The sequence below is a fragment of the Deinococcus proteolyticus MRP genome (assembly GCF_000190555.1).
Classification (GTDB): Bacteria; Deinococcota; Deinococci; order Deinococcales; family Deinococcaceae; genus Deinococcus; species Deinococcus proteolyticus.
In genome coordinates, this window is sequence record NC_015161.1 from 1,207,989 (window position 1) to 1,228,288 (window position 20,300).

Consider the following 20,300-nt stretch of genomic DNA (forward strand, 5'->3'; position numbering starts at 1 on the left):
CCCGGCGTCCATCTCCCCTATGCTGCCCGCATGACCAACGCCACCCCTGCGTCTGGCGGCCACAACCGCCTAGGAGCCGAATCCAGCCCCTACCTGCGCCAGCACGCCGACAACCCGGTGCACTGGTGGCCCTGGAGCGACGAAGCCTTTGCCGAAGCCGAGCGGCGCGGCGTGCCGGTCCTGCTGAGCATCGGCTACAGCACCTGCCACTGGTGTCATGTGATGGCGCACGAGTCCTTTGAAAATGAGGCGACGGCAGGGCTGATGAACGAACGCTTTGTGAACATCAAGGTGGACCGCGAGGAACGGCCCGATGTGGACGGCATCTACATGGCCGCCACGCAGGCGATGACAGGCCAGGGCGGCTGGCCGATGACGGTGTTTCTGGACCACCAGCGCCGTCCCTTTCACGCGGGCACCTATTATCCGCCACACGAGGGCCTGGGCCTGCCATCCTTCCGCCGAGTGATGACCGCCGTGAGCGACGCCTGGCAGAACCGCCGCGCCGACCTGGAAGCCAACGCGCAGGCGCTGACCGAGCACATCCAGGCCATGAGCGAGCCGCGCAGCGCGGGCGGGCAGGAGTGGCCCGCGGAGCTGCTGCAAGCCCCGCTGGACCTGCTGCCGCAAGTGTTTGACCCCGTTCACGGCGGCTTCGGCGGAGCGCCCAAGTTCCCCGCGCCCACCACGCTGGACTTTCTGCTGAAGTCGGGCGATGAACAGGGGCAGCAGATGGCGCTGCACACGCTGCGGCAGATGGGACGGGGCGGCATTTACGACCAGCTCGGCGGCGGCTTTCACCGCTACTCGGTAGACGCGCAGTGGCTGGTGCCGCACTTCGAGAAGATGCTGTACGACAACGCGCAACTCACCCGCACCCTGCTGGCCGCCTATCAGGTGAGCGGCGACCCAGCTTTTGCCGAAGCGGCCCGCGAGACCCTGCGCTATCTGGAGCGGGAAATGCGGCACCCTTCGGGCAGTTTCTACTCGGCGCAGGATGCCGACACCGAGGGCGTGGAGGGCCTCACCTTTACCTGGACCCCTGCCGAACTGCAAGCCGTGCTGGGCGCGGAAGATGCCGAGTGGCTGGCCCGCTTTTACGGGGTGACCGAAGGCGGCAACTTCGAGGACCCACACCGCCGCGACGCAGGCCGCCGCACGGTACTTTCCAGGGTAGGCGAGCTGACCCCCGAGCAACGCAGCCGCCTGCCTGAGTTGCGTGCCCGCCTGCTGACCGCCCGCGAGGAGCGCCCCCAACCCCACCGCGACGACAAGGTGCTCACCTCGTGGAACGGTCTGGTGCTGGCCGCGCTGGCCGACGCGTCCCGTATCCTGGGCGAACCGCACTGGCTGGAGCTGGCCCGCCAGAACGCCGCCTGGGTACGCGAAACCATGCGCCAACCTGACGGCACGCTGTGGCACACCTGGCTGGACGGTCACGCGCCGAGTGTGGAGGGCCTGCTGGAAGACCACGCGCTGTACGGGCTGGGCCTAGTCGCCCTGTATCAGGCGAGCGGCGAGCTGGAGTATCTGACGTGGGCGCGGGAGCTGTGGACTGTGGTGCAGCGCGACTTCTGGGATGACGCGGCGGGCCTGTTCCGCTCCAGCGGCGGCAAGGCCGAGGCCCTGCTCACCCGCCAGAGCAGCGCCTTCGACTCGGCCATCATCAGCGACAATGCGGCGGCGGCACTGCTGGCCCTGTGGATAGACCGCTACTACGGCGACCCTCAGGCACAGGCCCTGGCCCACCGCACCGTCAGCAGCCACCTGGCCGATATGGTGCAGGCCCCGCACGGCATGGGCGGACTGTGGCAAGCTGCCGCCATGCTGAGAGCACCGCACACCGAACTCGCCATCATCGGCAGTGCGGAAGAACGCGCTCCCTTAGAAGCCGCCGCCGCCCGCTTTCTGCTGCCCTATGTGGCCCTGGCTCCCGCCCCGACTCCCGCAGGTCTACCCGTGCTGGAACACCGTGAGGGCGGCGGCACCGCGTACCTATGCGTGAACCGCGCCTGCCAGTTGCCCACGCAGGACGCAGAAGCGCTGGCGGCGCAGTTGGCGGCGTTGTGAGCTGATAACGGATGGCAGGTCTAAGAGGCTAAGGGTCTAAAGGTTACAGCACTGCAACCCTTAGACCCTTAGCCCTTTTGACTTCTAGCCTTTTAGCCAGGAAAGCCAGCCACCATCAGGGCAGCGGAGCCATCAGCACCGTCACGCCCTCAGCGTTTCCACCGCGCCCCATCCTTCGTATCCTCCACCGTAATGCCCACCGCGCCGAGCGTGTCGCGCAGTTCGTCGGCTTCGGCGTACTGCTTTTGCAGGCGGTAGTTTTGGCGGGCTTTCAGGACAATTTCCATTAGCCTGTCCACCACCGGGGCGTCGTCCTGCGTGGCGGCCTGCCCATTCCCCGCGAAGAGGCCGAGCACGTCGCCGCCGAGCGTGCGGTAGGCGTTCCGCGCCTGCTCCAGCGTCTCACGGCCCACCGCACCCGCATTGAGTGCCGTGTTCATCTCGGTGGTCAGCCCGTAAAGCGCGGCCACCGCTTTGGGCGTGTTGAAGTCGTCGCGCATGGCGTCCTCGAATTCCTGTACGCGGGCGGCGATTTTGGCGTCTAGCGCCGCGTCTGCGCCTGCGGGTGCATCGTTCAGGCGGCGCTCGATTTCCGCCAGGGTGTCCACCAGGCGGCGGTAGCCGTTGGCCGCACTCGCAAAGGCCTCGTCGTTCATCTCGGTCACGCTGCGGTAGTGGCTGGAGACCAGCAGGAAGCGCACCACCATCGGGTCGTACCTTTGCAGGATGTCCTGAATGGTCGTGAAATTGCCCTTGCTCTTGGACATCTTTTCGCCGCCGATGGTCAGCATGTTGTTGTGCATCCAGTAGCGGGCGAAGTGATGCCCTGCCGCCTCCGCCTGCGCGATTTCGGCCTCATGGTGGGGGAATTGCAGGTCGAGGCCGCCGCCGTGAATGTCGAAGCCTTCGCCCAGATATTTGAGGCTCATCGCGGAGCATTCGATGTGCCAGCCCGGAAACCCGACGCCCCAAGGCGAGTCCCAACGCATGATGTGCTCGGGTTCGGCATTTTTCCACAGCGCAAAGTCGCGGGGGTCGCGTTTTTCCTCGCGCACGGCTTCGCGGGTGCCTTCCTCCTGGTCGTCGAGCTTGCGACCTGAGAGCTTGCCGTACTCGGGCCAGCTCCGCACGTCGAAATAGACGCTGCCATTCGACTCGTAGGCGTGTCCCTTTTCGATGAGTTCTTCGATCAGTTTGATTTGCTCCTGAATGTGCCCAGTGGCGCGGGGGTTGATAGAGGGACGTAGAACGTTCAGCGCGTCCATGTCCTTGAAAAACGACCAGAAATACTTGTCGGCCACTTCCATCGGTTCGAGCTGCTCCAGGCGGGCGCGGGCGAGCATCTTGTCTTCGCCGTCGTCCGAATCGTTTTGCAGGTGGCCCACGTCAGTGATGTTGGCGACGTAGCGCACCTTGTACCCGAAGTGCAGAAAAGTGCGGCGAATCACGTCGAAGGCGACTTCCTTCTTGGCGTGCCCGAGGTGCGCGTCGCTGTAGACGGTCGGGCCGCAGAGGTACATCCCGACATGGCCGGGCGTACTCGGCTCGAAACGCACTTTCTGGCGCTGCATGGTGTCGTAGAGGTGGATGTTGAGATCAGGGGTTTTGACGTCTGGCATGGGGTTCCTTCTTTCGTCCAAGGACCGGAGAGTCCGGGGGGCCGAGGTGGGCATTCTTGCCGGTGCCTGCAAACAGGCCCGGCTCAAAAAAAACTCCGCGCCACGTTCCGGCAAGGGAAGGAGGCGCGGCGCAGGCATGGGGCTGACCGCATTCAGGGGCAACACAGGGCGTTCATGGAGGCAGTCTAGCGCAAGACAGACCAATGCAGGGAACCTGTTCACAAGGAGGAAATATGCAATTTGTAGGATAAACTTGCAATACGCCGTCATGGCCATCCTTTGCTGTGGCCGGACGCCATCATCTTCTATCTCCAGCCCTTTCTATGTTTAAATGCGCCACACCTCCATCCCAGTTCTTACGGCAGAGACACTCCCCACCCTCCAAGCCCTTGACGCTTTGCGTATGTTTATAAATACTGTATCCATTGTTCGGGTGCTCGCTTGGCCTGAACCTGGTGCCCCCGTCAGCCCTGTGGCCCTTTCCGCCTTCCCGTCAGCTGCACGCTATGCTGAGCGGCGCAAGTTTTCCAATCCACCCTGTCCGGGCGGTGTGGCTGCACTGCTGCGCCTGCCGCCGGTATCCTCAAGGAGACACCCATGAACCAGCAAGACTTCATCGCCCTCGAAGACCAGTACGGAGCTCACAACTACCACCCCCTGCCGGTGGTCCTCTCGCGCGGCCAGGGGGCCAAGGTGTGGGACAGTGACGGCAAAGAGTACTTCGACTTCCTGAGCGCCTACTCGGCCGTGAACCAGGGCCACTGCCACCCCAAAATCGTGGGCGCAATGGTCGAGCAGGCCCAGACCCTGACCCTGACCAGCCGCGCGTTTTACAACGACAAGCTCGGCCCCTACGAGAAGTTCATCTGTGAGTATTTCGGCTTCGACAAGGTGCTGCCGATGAACACTGGCGCGGAGGCCGTAGAAACCGCCATCAAGCTGGCCCGCAAATGGGCCTACGAAGTGAAAGGCATCCCCGAAAACCAGGCCCAAATCATCGTGTGCGAGAACAACTTCCACGGACGCACCACCACCATCATCTCGTTCTCCAATGACGAGAACGCCCGCCGCTCCTACGGCCCCTACACCGACGGCTTCGTCCGCATCGCTTACGATGACCTGGACGCGCTGAAAGCTGCCCTGGAAGCCAACAAAGGCAACGTGGCAGGCTTCCTCGTCGAGCCGATTCAGGGCGAAGCGGGCGTGTACGTCCCGAGCGAAGGCTACCTGAAGGGTGCCAAGGAGCTGTGCGAGCAGCACGGCGCGCTGTTTATTGCCGACGAGGTGCAAACGGGCATCAGCCGCACCGGCAAGCGCCTGGCCGTGGACCATGAGGACGTCAAGCCCGACATCCTGATTCTGGGCAAGGCCATTTCGGGCGGGGTCTACCCGGTCAGCGCCGTGCTGGCAAACGACGAAGTGATGAATGTGATCAAGCCCGGCCAGCATGGCTCCACTTTCGGGGGTAACCCGGTGGCCGCCGCCGTCGCCGTGGCGGCCCTGACCGTGGCTACCGAGGAGAACCTGGCGGGGCGCGCCGAGGAGCTGGGCCAGAAGTTCCGCGCCGAAATCAGCCGCTACATCGAAAGCGGCAGCCGGATTGCCAAGCTGGTGCGCGGCAAGGGCCTGCTGAACGCCGTCGTGGTGAACGACCACGAGGAAAGCGAAACCGCCTGGAACATCTGCGTGCGGATGGCCGAGCGCGGCCTGCTCGCCAAGCCGACCCACGGCAACATCATCCGCTTCGCGCCGCCGCTGGTCATCAGCGAAGAAGACCTGATGAAAGGCGTCAATATCATCCTCGAAACCCTGAAGGAGTTCGAGGATGCGGGCGAAGGCGATGTGCCGATGCAGGAAGTAAACCACCCCGACCACGTCGAGCAAATCTGACACATCCCTGAGAGGACACATCCCTGTGAGAAAGCCGCCGGCCACCGTGTCTGGCGGCTTTTTTGCGGCGCGGGTTGTCCCTCCTGCCTGAAGTGACAGGGCTTGTTGCTCCAGAGCGCCGCGCCCGAGAGGCCACCGTTCCGGCAAAGGGCGTGGCCCCCTGCAGCCAGCTGGCGGTGGGCTACAGGCCAGGCCCCATCGTCCCCGGAGCCGCCCGGGTCAGCAGGCCGCGCAGCCTTACTCGCCGTCTGTCTCTGCCTTTGCCGGCGGCAGCTCGCGCCACTGGGTCATCCGCTCGGTGATGTCCTGCTGAATTCGGCGCACATTGCCTTCCATCCGCGAGCGGGTGCCTTCCAGCTCCTGGCGCAGCCGCATAATCTCTTCCACGCCGGCCAGGTTCACGCCCAGCTCCTGGGTCAGGCGCCGGATTTCGCGCAGGTGTTCGATGTCGCGTTCGCTATACAGCCGGGTCTTGCCGCTGCTGCGGCCCGGGCGAATCAGTTCCTTGCGCTCGTACAGCCGCAGGGTCTGCGGGTGCATGTCCACCAGTTCGGCGGCGATAGAAATCACGTACACCGGCCGGTCCCTGGGGTCGTCGGGCGCGGGCAGGGCCTTGGTGCGCTGCTGAGAGCGAATCTCGTCCTCAATACGCTCAATCTCGGCCTCGAACTCGCCCTGGAGGTCGTCCAGTTCGTGTTGCAGCCGCATCACCTCTTCCACGCCGGCCAGGTTCACGCCCAGTTCCTGGGTCAGCCGCCGAATTTCGCGCAGGTGTTCGATGTCGCGTTCACTGTACAGCCGGGTCTTGCCGCCGCTGCGTCCAGGCTTGATCAGGCCCTTGCGCTCATACAGCCGCAGGGTCTGAGGATGCATGTCCACCAGCTCCGCCGCGACGGAAATGACATACACAGGTTTGTTCTTGGCTTCGGCGGGCATAGGAAACAGTATAACGCGGCGTGCAGGACGCTTGAGTATGCCCCTATCATGCAGGTGCTGAGACTTCAGCGACGCAACTCCGGCTTTCGGCAGAGAGAATGCGCCGTCCGTCTCTGCAGGCCACCCATCCAGAGAAGCCATATGGCAGACTGGGCCGCATGTCTGCCTCCGAACCGCCGGCCCCCGCCAATGTCCGCTTCAATCCCTGGAAGTATCTGGGGCTGGTGGCGCTGCTGTTTGCCGCACTGGTGGGCGGCTGGACCTGGTTTCTGCTGAATCAGGGCCGCGAGGGGCGCGACTATGCCCGCGCCGCGCTTCAGGCGGCCGCCGGCCGAACCCTGCCGGCAGCGGGCGTGCCCTGCGCCGAGCTGCTGGGCCGGCCCCTGCCGAGCAGCGTGGAAAGCTGTCAGGTCAAGCCGGGAACCCCACCTACCGCCGAGCTGGCGCTGCAAGGTGGGCGCAAAGGGGTGCTGCGGGGCGAGTAGACCCCGGCCCTGCAGCCAAGATGCTCTACAGTGGGCCGGATGACCGACCCCCACGTAGGCCCCGCCGCTGCACCGCTGTACTCGCCCGCCCGCGTCAAGGACCTGATGGCGCGGCACGGCATTCGCCCCACCAAGTCGCTGGGGCAGAACTTCCTGATTGACGGCAATATCCTGCGCGCCATTGCCGACGCGGGCGGGGCCGCCGAAGGAGTCAGAGTGCTGGAAGTCGGGCCTGGCCTGGGCGTGCTGACGCGCGAACTGGCCGAGCGCGGCGCTCAAGTGACCACCCTGGAAAAAGACCAGGGGCTGCGGCCCGTGCTGGAAGAGACGCTGGCGGGATTGGACGTGAACATCGTCTGGGGGGACGCGCTGGAGTTCGACTACGCTTCGCTGCCCGCCGGCACCCGCGTGATTGCCAACCTGCCCTACTACATCACCGGGCCGCTGCTCTCGCGCTTTATGCGTGCCCCCAGCATCGTGTCGGCCACCGTGCTGGTGCAAAAGGAAGTCGCCCAGCGCCTCGCCTCGCAGCCGGGCGACGACAACTACGGCTTTCTGACCGCGCTGGCCCACCTGTACGGCACCGTCCGCCCGGTCCGCGACGTGCCCAAAGGCTCCTTTATCCCTGCGCCGGCCGTGACCAGCTCGGTGGTGCGGCTGGACTTCGACCGTGAGCGCCCTCAGCCCAGCGAAGCCTACATTCGCCTGATTGACGCTGCGCTGCACCACCGCCGCAAGACCCTACGCAACAACCTCAAGATGGCCGGGCACCCGGTAGACCGCATTGAGGCTGCCCTTGAGGCCGCTGGCCTACGCCCGGATGTCCGCGCCGAGGATGTGCCGCTGGCGCAGATGCGGCAGCTGGCAGACGCGCTGGGAGTGGACTAAGCCGGCACACCCGCCTGCTTGAGAGCCGTGGGCTATCTGCTGAGTTGTCCCTGAAGGGGTAACGCAATTTCTCGGTCCGTGACCTCCCAGGTTACGGCTCCCCCACGCCGTGGCCGGCTATGATGAACTCCATACCCCACACCATTCAACAAGGGGAAAAGGAGAAGACTCATGGCAGAACAAGCGAAGAACCTGTTTGGTGCCCGTGACGTGCTGGGCGAGCACGCTGGGCAGAAGCTGTACTACTACCGACTGGACAAGCTGAAGGAACTGGGGCACAACGTGGACCAGCTGCCCTTCAGCATCAAGGTGCTGCTGGAAAGCGTGCTGCGCGAAGCCAACGATTACGACGTGACCCAGGACGACGTGAAGACGGTCGCCGGCTGGAGCCCCACCAACGAAGAGGTGGAAATTCCCTTCAAGCCCGCCCGCGTGATTCTGCAGGACTTCACGGGTGTGCCTGCGGTGGTGGACCTGGCCTCCATGCGCGAAGCCATGAAGTCGGTGGGCGGCGACCCCGACAAAATCAACCCGCTGATTCCGGTGGACCTGGTGATCGACCACTCCGTGCAGGTAGACGTGTTCGGCACCGAATGGGCGCTGCAAAGCAACATGGATATCGAGTTCGAGCGCAACCGTGAGCGTTACGAGTTCCTGCGCTGGGGCCAGCAGGCCTTCGACAACTTCGGCGTGGTGCCTCCTGCCAGCGGCATCGTGCACCAGGTGAACCTGGAATACCTGGCCCGCGGCGTACAGAGCCGCCCCGAAGACGACGGCGTGGTCGTGTACCCTGACTCGCTGGTGGGCACCGACTCGCACACCACCATGATCAACGGCCTGGGCATCGTGGGCTGGGGCGTGGGCGGTATCGAAGCCGAAGCGGTGATGCTGGGCCAGCCCATCTACATGCTGATGCCCGAAGTGGTGGGCTTCAAGATTACCGGCGAGATGCCCGAAGGCGCCACCGCCACCGACCTGGCGCTGCGCGTGACCCAGATGCTGCGCGAAAAAGGCGTGGTGGGCAAATTCGTGGAATTCTACGGCGCGGGTCTCAGCAACATGACGCTGCCCGACCGCGCCACCATCGCCAACATGGCCCCCGAGTACGGCGCCACCATGGGCTTCTTCCCCGTGGACGACGAAGCGCTGCGCTACCTGCGCCGCACCGGCCGCCTGGAAGACGAAGTGGAACTGGTGGAGCAGTACTGCAAGGCTCAGGGCCTGTTCCGCACCGACGACACCCCCGACCCCGTGTTCACCGACACCATCGAGCTGGACCTGGGCACCATCGTTCCCAGCCTGGCCGGTCCCAAGCGCCCGCAGGACCGCGTGAACCTGAGCGACATGCACACCGAGTTTGCCGAGGCGCTGACCGCTCCTGTCAGCAAGCGCGGCTTCGAGCTGAGCGAAGACCAGCTGAACAATAAGGGCACCATTACCGGCACCGACCTGCAAATCGGGCACGGCGCGGTGACTCTGGCAAGCATCACCTCCTGCACCAATACCAGCAACCCCAGCGTGCTGATCGCCGCCGGCCTGGTGGCCAAGAAAGCTGTGGAAAAGGGCCTGAAGGTCAAGCCCTGGGTCAAGACCTCGCTGGCTCCCGGCTCCCGTGTCGTGACCGAGTACCTGGAGCAGGCTGGCCTGCAGGAGTACCTGGACCAGATTGGGTTCAATACCGTGGGCTACGGCTGCATGACCTGCATCGGTAACTCCGGCCCGCTGCCTGAGCCGGTGGTGGACGCCATCGTGGAAGGCGACCTGGTGGCCGCCTCGGTGCTGTCGGGCAACCGCAACTTCGAAGGCCGTATCAACCCGCACATCCGCGCCAACTACCTGGCCTCGCCGCCCCTGGTGGTGGCCTACGCCCTGGCCGGCACCGTGGTCAACGACATCGTGAACGACCCCATCGGCCAGGATGCGGACGGCAACGACGTGTACCTGAAAGACGTGTGGCCCAGCAACGCCGAGATTCAGGAGATTTACGACACGGCCATCAGCGCCGAGATGTTCAAGAAGATCTACGACGGTATCGAAACCAGCAACGAGCAGTGGAACGCCATCCCCGTGTCCGAAGGCGACCTGTTCGACTGGAAGGAAGACAGCACCTACATCCAGAACCCGCCCTTCTTTGAGGACATCGCCGGTGGCGTGCGCGAAATCAGCGATATCACCGGTGCGCGGGCCCTGGTCAAGGTGGGCGATTCGGTGACCACCGACCACATCTCCCCCGCCGGCTCGTTCAAGGCCGACACCCCCGCCGGCCAGTTCCTGACGAACATGGGCGTGGAACCCAAGGACTTCAACTCCTACGGCAGCCGCCGTGGCAACGACCGCGTGATGACCCGTGGCACCTTTGCCAACATCCGCCTGAAGAACCAGCTGGCCCCCGGCACCGAAGGCGGCTTTACCACCGACTTCACCACCGGCCAGGTCACCAGCATCTACGACGCTGCCCAGAACTACAAGGCCGCCGGCACCCCGCTGATGGTGTTTGCCGGCAAGGACTACGGCATGGGCTCCAGCCGCGACTGGGCTGCCAAGGGCACGTTCCTGCTGGGCGTCAAGGCCGTGATTGCCGAGAGCTACGAGCGCATCCACCGCTCCAACCTGGTGGGCATGGGCGTGCTGCCGCTGCAGTTCATCAACGGCGAGAACGCCGAGAACCTGGGCATTGAGGGCGACGAGACCTTCAACATCAAGCTGCCCGCCGACCTGAAGCCGCGCCAGAACGTGACCCTGGAAGTCACGGGCAAGGACGGCAACACCCGCAGCCTGACCGTACAGTGCCGCATCGACACTCCGGTGGAGATCGACTACTACAAGAACGGCGGCATCCTGCAAACCGTGCTGCGCTCCATCCTCGCCCGCAGCAAGGATGAAGTGAAGGCGTAAGCCTGGGCTTTAGAGTGAGCTAGCGAGAAACCCCCGCCTGGGAAACTGGGCGGGGGCTTCTCATTGGGTGAGTTGAAGTGGTATAGGGTTCTAAAGATTGGTGCCATTGGCAGCCTTGAGCACGGGCAGCAGCGTGCAGGGCCACATGCAGGTTGCCGGCAATGACATTGTGAGCATGGCTGGCCCCAGCTGGTGCGTACAGGAGCCGTCTATGTCACCGTGCCGGGTGGAATTGTCCTGCTCGGAGAGCAAATACTCTTCGACACTCACCCTGCGGAAAGCTGGCTCGGTCGTGAGCGTACAAAAGAAGGCCGCTCCCCATCACAGAGAGCGGCCCTCAATTCCTAGCTGTACTTAGCTCAGCCCTTGAACTCGCGGTCACTGAAGTCGCGGCCACCGCTGCGGCCGGTGCTGCGCGAGCCACCACGGTCGTTGCCGAAGCGGTCACTGTTACTGCGGCCTCCGCTGCGGCTACCGCCACGGCTGCCGCTGTCGCGGCTCTCAAACCGCCCTCCACCACGACCACTGCGGCCACCAGCAGAACGGCCGCGGCTGCCGCCGCTACGGCCACTGCGGAAGTCGCCTTCGTTCTCGAAACGGCGACCTCCACGGTCACCGAAGGAGCGGCCACCGTCGCGGCGTTCGCGGGTGGGCTGCTCGAACAGTTCGGGCAGTTCCTGTGCGACCTCCACGCCGATTTCGCCGTCCAGCGGGCTGGCCTTCATCAGGGCCGCCACATACTGGGTGGGCACGTCGGCCACGGCACCGCCGCGCCACTGGCGCACCTTGCCCAGCTTGCGGCTGTCCACGTCGCTGTGACGGGCCAGCAGCGCCACGGCGCGGGCAATGCTCAGGCGCTCACCATGCAGAATCAGGGTCGTCTGGCCTTCTTCGCCGCTCAGCAGGCTGGCCGGAGCCTGAGGCTCGGTCACGCCACTGATTTTGGCCAGGGCACGGGCCAGGGCTTCGGCGCCCATTTCTTCCAGCAGCGCTTCGGCCTGCTCCATGAAACCGGCAGCCGCCTCAGCGTCCACACGGCGCAGCATTTCAGAACTGGCGTGGGCGCTGGCTTCCTGCACCTCGCGGGGGGTGGGCAGGGGACGCTCAGTAAAGCGCACACCCGTCACACGCTCCAGGCCGTTGATATCGCGCTGCTCACGGTCACCGTACATGATGATGGCGGTACCGGCGCGCCCAGCGCGGCCCGTGCGGCCCGAGCGGTGAACGTAGCTTTCGGGGTCCTGCGGCAGGTGGTACTGCACCACCAGGTCCACCTCGGGAATGTCCAGACCACGGGCGGCCACGTCGGTTGCCACCAGGATGGAGGTGCGGCCCGAACGGAACGACCCCAGGGCACGCTCACGCTGATTTTGCGCCAGGTCGCCGTGCAGCGCTTCGGCTTCAAAGCCACGGTGAATCAGCTCCAGCGCCAGCTCGTCGGTTTCGCGTTTGGTGCGGGTAAAGACAATCGCCTTTTCCGGGTTGTACACGGTCAGCAGGTCAGCCAGCACGCGGGTGCGGCTGCGGCCTACGCGCACCTTGAGGTGTTCCACAGTCTGGGCGGCCTGGCTCTTGCCTTCGCCCACCATGTCCACCACCAGGGGGTCATTCAGGTACTTGTTGGACAGGCGGCGGATTTCGGGGGTCAGTGTGGCGCTGAACAGCAGGGTCTGACGGCCTTCCGGCGTGGTCTTGAGGATGGTTTCGATGGCGTCGGCAAAGCCCACACTCAGCATCTCGTCAGCCTCGTCCAGCACGGCGTACTTGACTTCCTGCAGGTCCAGGTTGCCGCGTTCCAGGTGGTCAATCAGGCGGCCAGGGGTACCCACCACCACGTCCACGCCACGGCGCAGTGCGGTTTCCTGTGGGCCGTAGGCGGCGCCGCCGTACACGGTCAGCACGGTCAGTTCACGGCCGGTCTGCTCGAACTCGGCGGCCACCTGGCGGGCCAGTTCGCGGGTCGGCGCCACCACGATGGCGCGGGGCAGACGGCTGCGTTCACGGCTGGGCTCCAGGCCCTGAATAATAGGTAGCGCGAAGGCCAGGGTCTTGCCGGTGCCGGTGCGGGCACGGCCGATCAGGTCACGGCCCTGCAGGGTGTGCGGCAGGCTCTCGGCCTGGATCGGAGAAGCCTCAGTGATACCGCGCTCAGCCAGACGCGCCGCCAGAGCGGGCGCGATCAATTCGTTAAAATTCATTTTTGGTCCTTTCGTGGGAACATGCACCCCGAGGACAGCAAATAACCCGATGTCGTTTGCCTGCCGTAACCCGCCGTGGGGCCGCCTTACTCCTTTGGCCGTCTTTGCAGGTCTTTTCCCGTGGGGGGGACATCTTCCTCTGGAGGGGCCGTGAGGCCGTCAACTCTCCAGGTCAAGAGGGCCAGTGTAACACTTTGTCAGGGCGCTGGCTAGTGGGCACCGACCGGCACGTGCAGTCTGATCCGGTACGTGCTGCCTGATGTGGTTGGGCGTCTGCCCCAGCTCACCATCCATACTGCCGGACTGCGGCAGTGTACGCGCTCCCCTGAGCTACGGCGCAGAACACTGTCCTGAAGGCCGGACGATCGACCGCTTGCCGGGCAGGTCCGGCGAAAAGGCCGTGCTAGATTGACTGTGCGTTTTCCCGGCGCCCTTCAGCTACGACCTGCCCGACAGGGTCAGAGCTCCTGTATATACAGGCTCCTGCACCGTGTTCCGTGGGTCACGTTGGCGGGAGGAAGGCCGGACCTGGAGGTTTTGCGTGAAATTTTTTGTTATTGGCGACGTGAACGTTGACCATATCTATCATCTGGACCAACTGCCTCAGCCGGGCAGGGAAGTCCATCCGCTGCGGGCGGTCATGCAGCCAGGCGGCTCAGGCGGCACCATTGCTGTGACTCTGGCCCGCCTGGGGCACAGCGTCACCCTGGCGACCAGCGTGGGCAACGATCCTTTCGCCGAGTATGCCCTCAGCCAGGTGCGGGCCAGCGGCGTGCTGGAAAGCGCGGTCCAAATAGCCAGCGACGAGGCCACAAGCACCATTACCGTGATGCAGACGGCCGACGGTCAGCGCACCATGATCAGCTCGGGCGGGGCGAACCGGCAGCTGAATGCCGGCAAGCTAAAGAAAAAAGACATCGAAAGCGCTGACGCCCTGATTATCAGTGCCTACAGCCTGGTCGAAGGCGAGCAGCGCGAGTACGCCCTCAAGGCCATTGAGTATGCCAAAAAGGCGAAAAAGCCAGTGCCGCTGTTTATTGACTTGGGCACCGGCGCGGTGAACAAGGCTGGCCAGGGCCTGATTGACGACGTGATTCAGGCCGATTACCTCAGCCTGAACCAGCACGAGATTCTGGCGCTGACCGGGACCTCCTCCATCAGCGCGGCGCTGGCCACCCTGGCCGATGAAGGGCTGCATCATGTGGCCGTCAAGGTGGGCGCGATGGGCTGCATCGTCTGGACACCTGCCGAAACCGAGCTGGTCGACGCCGTGCTGCCACAGGACGAGGAAGCACTCGACAGCACCGGCGCCGGCGATACCTTTACCGCCGTGTTCGCCCACGCCGTGATGAGCGGTCAGCCGCTCAAGGCTGCTGCCCGAATGGCCAACGCCGCCGGTGGCCTCGCCGCTACCCGCTTGGGCGCCCAGGTCCGGCTGATTACTCCCGAGGATCTCGCCCCTTACGCGGGCTGAGCTGCAAGCGGCAGACTTGACCGCTGTCCATTTATTCTGGACGTATCAGGGGTGGTGGCCTGCTGCCCCTGGAAAGAATGTGGGAACGTAAGCCATGTCATAGGAGTGTAATAGTTTTACCCTAGACTGTGACACGAGCGGTGAAGCCACCCTCATTCTTACCTCCAAGGCCGCGCACCTTCCCCCCCCTGAGCGCGGCCTTGTTTTTTTGTCTCTGTTTTCCGTCTCCTTGGTTGCCTGCCTCTTTGCATTTCTGCAGCCCACTCTGCACCCTCACAGGGCGCCTTTGCCGGACACCAAGGAAAGTTCAACCTGCCCCCGCAGCCAGGCCCTGTGCAGGCGGGTTAAAATTTAGGCTATGTTGCCGCCAATTGTCAGTCAGATTATGGACAACTTCAACTTCGACGTAGACCCGAATCTCAGCCGGGAACAAAACGCCGAGGAAGTCATCAAGAGTGCCGCGCTGCTTTCGGGCGCTGTGTCCATCGAGCCCCTGCCCTTTGCCGACATGCTGATTCTGACGCCTCTGCAGGCCAAGATGGTGCTGCACATCGGCAAAATTTACGGCTTCGACATCACTCCGGAGCGCTCGGCCGAGATTGTGCGTGAGCTGGGTGTGACGGTGGCCTACGGTATGGCGGCGCGGCAGTTCATGCGTGGCGTAGCCAAGATTGCCCTGCCGGTGGTGGGCGGTGTGGTGACGGCGCCGCTGGTCTACGGCTGGACCTTCGCGCTGGGCCGCATGGCGCAGACCTACTTCGAGCGCAAGATTCAGGGTCTACCGTTCCAAAAAGAAGAGAAGGTGCAGGTGGTGCAGGAAGCCAAACAGCAGAGCCGGCGCATGCTGCCCAGCAGCCAGGATTTCAGCGAGCTGGCCGAGGAGCTGCGCCGCCGCGCCAAAGAGCGCGAACAGAGCGGCAAAGGTACCGAGGACGGCAGTACGGGGGACAGCCACAACACCTCTGGCCGCTAAACCTTGTAGAGCAGAGCCGGACTCCTGACGCAGTGGTAGGGGTCCGGCTTTGCTCCTGATTGGGTTTCTGAGGGGTTCTTAGGGGGTTCTTGCCGTTCAGCAGCTCAGGAGCCGGGCACTGCGGTACTTGTTGGAGGCCACGTCCTTGCGCTTGGTCCAGGTTTCTTCGAAAGGAACATAGTTCAGCCGCTGCGCCACCTCACCGACCATCTCACCGCTCCGGCCAGCCAACAACGCTTCTACAGCGGCCTGTCCCAGCACCGAGGCCAGCACGCGGTCGTGGGCCGCCGGGGCGCCGCCGCGCTGGATATGGCCCAGAATGGTGACACGGGTTTCCTCGCCAGTGCTTTCGGTAATGGCACGGGCCACGCCCTCAGCACCGCCCGGAAACCCTTCCGCCACGATCACGATGGAGCTGGACTTGCCGCGCTCCTGGCTCTGGCGCACAGTCTCGGCTACCTCGGCCAGGGCCTTGGGCCGCTCGGGCACCAGCACTTCTTCGGCACCACCCGCCAGAGCTACTTCGACTGCAATATGCCCCGCGTGGCGGCCCATCACCTCTATCACGAAGATGCGCTCGTGGCTGGCGCCCGTGTCACGCAGCTTGTCCACCGCGTCCAGGGCCGTCTCCACTGCCGTGTGGTACCCGATGGTGTAATCGGTGCCGTACAGGTCATTGTCGATGGTGCCCGGCACACCTATCACCCGCAGGCCATGCTCCTGGGCCAGCAGATGGGCCCCACGGAAAGAACCGTCCCCACCGATGACCACCAGGCCGTCCACCTCCCAGCGGCGCAGGTGCTCGGCGCCTTGGGCGCGGCCCTCGGGAGTGCGCCAGGCCTCGCTGCGGGCAGTGAGCAGCCGGGTCCCGCCGCGCTGAATGATGTTCGCCACGTCGCGTGGGCCCAGCAGATCCATATCGCCGTCGTGCAGGCCATTGAAGCCGCGGCGAATGCCCACCACTTCCAGGCCGTAGAACGAGGCGGTACGGACCACGGCGCGGACGGCCGCGTTCATACCGGGGGCGTCTCCCCCGCTGGTCAGCACGCCGATGCGGCGCAGGCCAGCGAGATTCTCGACTGGGAAGCCCTGTTCTGCCGGGCACGCCGGCTCCATCTGGTGCTCAATCTGGGCGCCGCCCGTCTGTTCTGCCTTCGTCATGCCTGACAGCTTAAGGGAAGCGTGTCAGCCAATCCCAGGGTGCAGCTCACGGAAGAGCGCTGGGAGGCAGGAACTTTCCCTTTCCTGGCGCGGCCAGTTCTCTGCCTCTTAGCGGTGCTTCAGCGCCAGCGCGTAGGCATCGTTCTTGCTCACGCCGCGCTCCACCAGTGCCGAGCGCAGGTCGCGGGTGCTCAGTCCCTGCGCGGCCAGCTCGGCAGCGACCGCTTCCCAGTCGGGAGCGGTGTCCTCGGCCCCGGAGCGCCCGCCCACCACCACCACAATTTCACCGCGCACCCCCTGGGCGAAATACTCCGCCAGCTCGGCCAGGGAACCGCGCCGGGTTTCCTCATAGCGCTTGCTCAGCTCACGGCTGACGCTGGCTTCGCGCTCCGGGGTGCAGACGTCTGCCAGGTCCAGCAGCGTGGCATGCAGCCGGTGGGGGCTCTCGTACAGCACGGTCGGCTCGGGCCGCGCCGCAATGGTTTGCAGGCGCTTGCGGCGCTCACGGCCCGAGCGCGGCAGGAAGCCTTCAAAGCTGAAGCGTGCCGTGGGCAGGCCCGACAGCACCAGCGCTGGGACGAAAGCAGTGGCACCCGGCAGCACCTCGGCGGGGATGCCCCGGCCTAGCGCCTCACGCAGCAGCTCGGCGCCGGGGTCGGAAATGCCGGGGGTGCCGGCGTCGCTGACATATGCCAGACGGGGATACTGTTCCAGCACCTGCGGCGCACGGTACATGGTGTGGGCGTCCAGCCGCACCAGCGGCCGGCGCAGGCCCAGGCGCTGCAGTAGCGCTCCGGTCCGGCGGGTGTCCTCGCAGGCCACGGCGTCGGCGCTGCGCAGCACTTCTACCGCCCGGTAGGTGATGTCGCCCAGGTTGCCGACCGGCGTGGGCACCAGCCACAGGTGCGGCGCCATGCCGGAGGCTGCGCCGGCCGGTGCGTCCTCCTCCCATCCGCCGTCTCCTTCTTCGGTGCCCTGCTCGGCTGTCTCCCATTCGGCGCCGTCTCCGGCCCCACTGACCGCGGCCGGCCAGTCTACGCGGTCCTCAGCCATGTCGCTGCCCCCGGCGGCGCAGGCGCAGCAAGCCCATGCCGGCCACCGGTCCCAGAGAAATACGGATACGCTTGCCCCGGCGCAGCCAGTGCAGAAGCGTCGCCAGCAGCAGCTCGGGCTCGCCCACAGTCACGGTGACCTGGGTGCCTTCGGGCAGCTCGCCGCCCACCAGTTCCACCCGGCCGTCTTTCACTATGCCCCGGTATGCCCTCATGCTTTTCCTCCTGCCGCGTGGTGGGTCTCCGGAGCCGGCGCGGCGTCCGGCTGCAGCGGCTGGCGGCCCTGCGCTTCCCTCTGCACTTCTTGCTCCTTTTGCTCTTTTTGCGCGGCCTGCAGCTCACGCACCGGGGGCCGGGCTGGCGCTTCCCGCTTGAAGCGCCAGCGGTTGGCCGACGAGAGGGCTTCTTGCAGGGTAAGAATTTCGGCGTCCCGCGCTCCCCCCAGCCGGGCGAAGCGGTCGATCAGCTCGGCCGCCTCCCGCCGGCGCCCCCGCGCCAGCAGCAGCAGGGCCAGGTGCTGGCCGTTCACGTAGTAGGCGGCCGGGTCGGCGGGATGCTCCAGAATCTGGCAGCGGCCCTGTTCCAGTTGCTCGGCGCTGAGGCGTTCCCGGCTGACCCGCCAGCGCACGAAGGTCAGCGCCATGGCGAACACCAGAACCGACCACAGCGCCACTGCCGTGGTGCCCGCCGCCAGGCCGAGGTACTCACCCAGGCGGAGGGCCACCGGAAAGCCAAAGGCCAGCAGCACCATCACAGCCAGCAAGGCGGCGTAGTTCACTGCCTCACCGGCTGGGCGCAACTGGGCGGAACCGGCGCGGTGGCCGGTAGGCGCACCAGGACCGGTCCCTGCGGCCACAAAGAGACGAAAGACTTCATTGCTGCCCAGTTTACCGCAGCCGGCCAGCCAGCCCGGGCCTATTCCAGAATGTATTTTTCGCCTTCACGCAGGCCCACTTCATCCACCCGCTCGCGCGGCAGGACCACATTGCGCCGCCAGGGCATCCACTCGGTGTAGCCCTCCGCCGAACGCATGTAGCCGCGCCGGCCCACCTCGGCCACCCGCACCGGGCCGGCCAGCCAGCCACGCAGCGCCGCGTGCAGTGCCTGCAGCTCCGGCAAGGGTCCGGTCAGCCGCGCCGAGGGCACCTCTCCCGGAGTGTCCAGCCGGGCATACAGGTCCACGGTCAGGCCGTCCAGCGCACGCAGGGCCGCCAGGGCCTCTTCACGCGGCAGCGGCGTGCGGAACGTGACGTGCAGGTCCAGTTCGAAGCCGCGCTGGCCCTTCTCGGTGCGGCTGCTGGCCGGTGATGGGGAAGCTGCAGAGGCCAGGGAGGCAGAGTTAGGTGAGTCCGGAGAAGAAGCGTCGCTCATGGCCGCAGGCTAGCAGCCGGGCGCCGGCAGGCACTGTTATCCCCTTCTCGACCGATATCCTTCCTGACTATCCTTCCTGACTATCCTTCCTGACCTTATCCCCTATCCCCTACTTCCCTTCCCCTGCCTCCAGTCCACACCGCCGGGCCGCTTGTACGGCGGGCGAAGGGCGCGGCATGATAGGGGGCATGTCCGCTTGCGCCCCGCCGCCCTCTGCCTCCCTGCCTGCCAGCGGGCCGCACCGCACCAGCCTGCGCGTCCGCTACGCCGAGACCGACGCGATGGGAGTCGCCCACCACGCGGTCTATCCGGTCTGGTTCGAGGTGGGACGCAGCGACCTGATGCGTGACCTGGGCCTCAGCTACGCTGAGGTGGAAGAGCAGGGCTACTTCCTGATGCTGACCGACCTGAACGTGCGCTACCGCCGCGCCGCCCGTTATGACGAGGAACTTACCCTGCTGACCCACATAGCGGAGGTCCGCTCGCGTACCCTGCGCTTCGGCTACGAGCTGCGCGGCCCAGGCAGCGAACTGCTGGCGAGCGGCCACACGGCGCACATCGTGACCGACCACAGCTACCGGCCTCAGCGCCTGCCAGAAACTCTGCTGAACAGGCTACGGGAGCAGGTGCCGCACGGGACGGACAGGACGGAACCGGGACAGCCGGAGGCGAACATATGACTCCGCTCCCGCGCACCCTGCCGATCAAGCGGGCCAGCCATGTCTATCTGGTCCAGAACGGCCAGCTGCTGCTGGTGCAGGAAAAGATGGACGACGGCAGCATTTTTTACGGTCTGCCCGGCGGCAAGGCGGGCAGCGGCGAGAGCCTGGGCGGGGCCGCCGTGCGGCAGGTGAAGTACGAAACGGGCCTGACCATCTCGGAACTGAACTTCGTCAGCTTGCTGGAGGGCGAAATCCTGACCGGCACGCCGCACGCCTGCTTCGCCAGCTTCGGGCGTTTCACGGCACAGTTCAGCGGCGAGCTGATGCCTACCGATCCGGACGTGGTAGGCGTGAGCTGGGTGCCGCTGGACCAGGTGGAAAGCTTGATGCGCTACGGCCCACCGCCCGAGTGCGAGGAGCGCTCGCCGCTCATCTGGCTTCCCACCCGCGATTTCGTACGTGGCGAGCCGCGCTCGTATTACCCCATCTGATACACGTTGCGGACGGTCAGGAAACGCAGGGCAGTGCGCAGGACTTCCTTTCCGGCAGCTGGAGGCGCACTTGCAGGAGCCCTTAGAATGTAACCCACCACTGGTTCCGGGCGGGTGCCCTTCGCATACTGAGGC

Annotated in this window: 17 protein-coding genes; 9 read left to right on the top strand and 8 right to left on the bottom strand. The window is 65.3% G+C overall.

Translation table 11 applies throughout. The annotated features are described in order from the left end of the window. The first annotated feature begins 30 nt into the window (after positions 1–30). On the top strand, positions 31–2,070 hold the full coding sequence (locus DEIPR_RS05815; protein ID WP_013614908.1) for a thioredoxin domain-containing protein: 2,040 nt from the start codon (positions 31–33) through the stop codon (positions 2,068–2,070). Between the two features lie 149 nt (positions 2,071–2,219). Here DEIPR_RS05815 and cysS read toward each other — a convergent pair whose 3' ends face one another. Continuing rightward, positions 2,220–3,689, bottom strand: a complete 1,470-nt coding sequence (cysS, locus tag DEIPR_RS05820) for a cysteine--tRNA ligase (protein ID WP_013614909.1) — start codon at positions 3,687–3,689, stop codon at positions 2,220–2,222. Between the two features lie 597 nt (positions 3,690–4,286). On the opposite strand from cysS, the gene rocD reads away from it, so the two are divergent. Beyond that, positions 4,287–5,579, top strand: a complete 1,293-nt coding sequence (gene rocD / locus DEIPR_RS05825; protein ID WP_013614910.1) for an ornithine--oxo-acid transaminase — start codon at positions 4,287–4,289, stop codon at positions 5,577–5,579. Between the two features lie 237 nt (positions 5,580–5,816). Here rocD and hspR read toward each other — a convergent pair whose 3' ends face one another. Further along, on the bottom strand, positions 5,817–6,515 hold the full coding sequence (hspR, locus tag DEIPR_RS05830; RefSeq protein ID WP_013614911.1) for a heat shock protein transcriptional repressor HspR, fused homodimer type: 699 nt from the start codon (positions 6,513–6,515) through the stop codon (positions 5,817–5,819). Positions 6,516–6,673: 158 nt separating this feature from the next. Between hspR and DEIPR_RS05835 the strand changes: the two genes are divergently transcribed. From DEIPR_RS05835 to acnA, 3 genes are all read left to right on the top strand, one after another. Continuing rightward, a complete protein-coding gene (locus tag DEIPR_RS05835) occupies positions 6,674–7,000 on the top strand; it encodes a hypothetical protein (protein WP_013614912.1) in 327 nt (108 codons plus the stop codon). 39 nt (positions 7,001–7,039) lie between these two features. Continuing rightward, on the top strand, positions 7,040–7,888 hold the full coding sequence (gene rsmA / locus DEIPR_RS05840) for a 16S rRNA (adenine(1518)-N(6)/adenine(1519)-N(6))-dimethyltransferase RsmA (RefSeq protein ID WP_013614913.1): 849 nt from the start codon (positions 7,040–7,042) through the stop codon (positions 7,886–7,888). A 171-nt stretch (positions 7,889–8,059) separates the two neighbouring features. Continuing rightward, positions 8,060–10,783, top strand: coding sequence for an aconitate hydratase AcnA (acnA, locus tag DEIPR_RS05845; protein WP_013614914.1), 2,724 nt, complete (start codon positions 8,060–8,062; stop codon positions 10,781–10,783). A gap of 359 nt (positions 10,784–11,142) precedes the next feature. On the opposite strand, the gene DEIPR_RS05850 is transcribed toward acnA, so the two are convergent. Further along, complete coding sequence (locus DEIPR_RS05850; protein ID WP_013614915.1) at positions 11,143–12,981, bottom strand: DEAD/DEAH box helicase; 1,839 nt, start codon at positions 12,979–12,981, stop codon at positions 11,143–11,145. A gap of 541 nt (positions 12,982–13,522) precedes the next feature. Between DEIPR_RS05850 and DEIPR_RS05855 the strand changes: the two genes are divergently transcribed. Together DEIPR_RS05855 and DEIPR_RS05860 are read left to right on the top strand one after the other, a co-directional pair. Beyond that, entirely contained in the window at positions 13,523–14,455 is a 933-nt protein-coding gene (locus tag DEIPR_RS05855) for a carbohydrate kinase family protein (protein WP_013614916.1), read from the top strand. 358 nt (positions 14,456–14,813) lie between these two features. Beyond that, the gene (locus tag DEIPR_RS05860; RefSeq protein ID WP_013614917.1) at positions 14,814–15,428 is read left to right on the top strand and encodes a YcjF family protein; all 615 of its coding nucleotides are present in this window, start codon (positions 14,814–14,816) and stop codon (positions 15,426–15,428) included. A 96-nt stretch (positions 15,429–15,524) separates the two neighbouring features. On the opposite strand, the gene pfkA is transcribed toward DEIPR_RS05860, so the two are convergent. From pfkA to DEIPR_RS05885, 5 genes are all read right to left on the bottom strand, one after another. Then, the gene (gene pfkA / locus DEIPR_RS05865) at positions 15,525–16,544 is read right to left on the bottom strand and encodes a 6-phosphofructokinase (RefSeq protein ID WP_049775239.1); all 1,020 of its coding nucleotides are present in this window, start codon (positions 16,542–16,544) and stop codon (positions 15,525–15,527) included. Between the two features lie 153 nt (positions 16,545–16,697). Beyond that, complete coding sequence (rsmI, locus tag DEIPR_RS05870; protein ID WP_013614919.1) at positions 16,698–17,642, bottom strand: 16S rRNA (cytidine(1402)-2'-O)-methyltransferase; 945 nt, start codon at positions 17,640–17,642, stop codon at positions 16,698–16,700. Beyond that, a complete protein-coding gene (locus DEIPR_RS05875; protein ID WP_013614920.1) occupies positions 17,635–17,856 on the bottom strand; it encodes a hypothetical protein in 222 nt (73 codons plus the stop codon). Before DEIPR_RS05875 ends, rsmI begins: the two co-directional genes overlap by 8 nt. Continuing rightward, the gene (locus DEIPR_RS05880; protein WP_013614921.1) at positions 17,853–18,419 is read right to left on the bottom strand and encodes a hypothetical protein; all 567 of its coding nucleotides are present in this window, start codon (positions 18,417–18,419) and stop codon (positions 17,853–17,855) included. The genes DEIPR_RS05875 and DEIPR_RS05880 overlap by 4 nt, the downstream gene beginning before the upstream one ends. 137 nt (positions 18,420–18,556) lie before the next feature. Then, positions 18,557–19,012: a hypothetical protein gene (locus DEIPR_RS05885; RefSeq protein WP_013614922.1), complete on the bottom strand. Its 456-nt coding sequence runs from the start codon at positions 19,010–19,012 to the stop codon at positions 18,557–18,559. A 188-nt stretch (positions 19,013–19,200) separates the two neighbouring features. Between DEIPR_RS05885 and DEIPR_RS05890 the strand changes: the two genes are divergently transcribed. Next, positions 19,201–19,692: an acyl-CoA thioesterase gene (locus DEIPR_RS05890; RefSeq protein WP_013614923.1), complete on the top strand. Its 492-nt coding sequence runs from the start codon at positions 19,201–19,203 to the stop codon at positions 19,690–19,692. Beyond that, positions 19,689–20,165, top strand: a complete 477-nt coding sequence (locus DEIPR_RS05895; protein ID WP_013614924.1) for an NUDIX domain-containing protein — start codon at positions 19,689–19,691, stop codon at positions 20,163–20,165. The genes DEIPR_RS05890 and DEIPR_RS05895 overlap by 4 nt, the downstream gene beginning before the upstream one ends. Positions 20,166–20,300 lie beyond the last annotated feature (135 nt).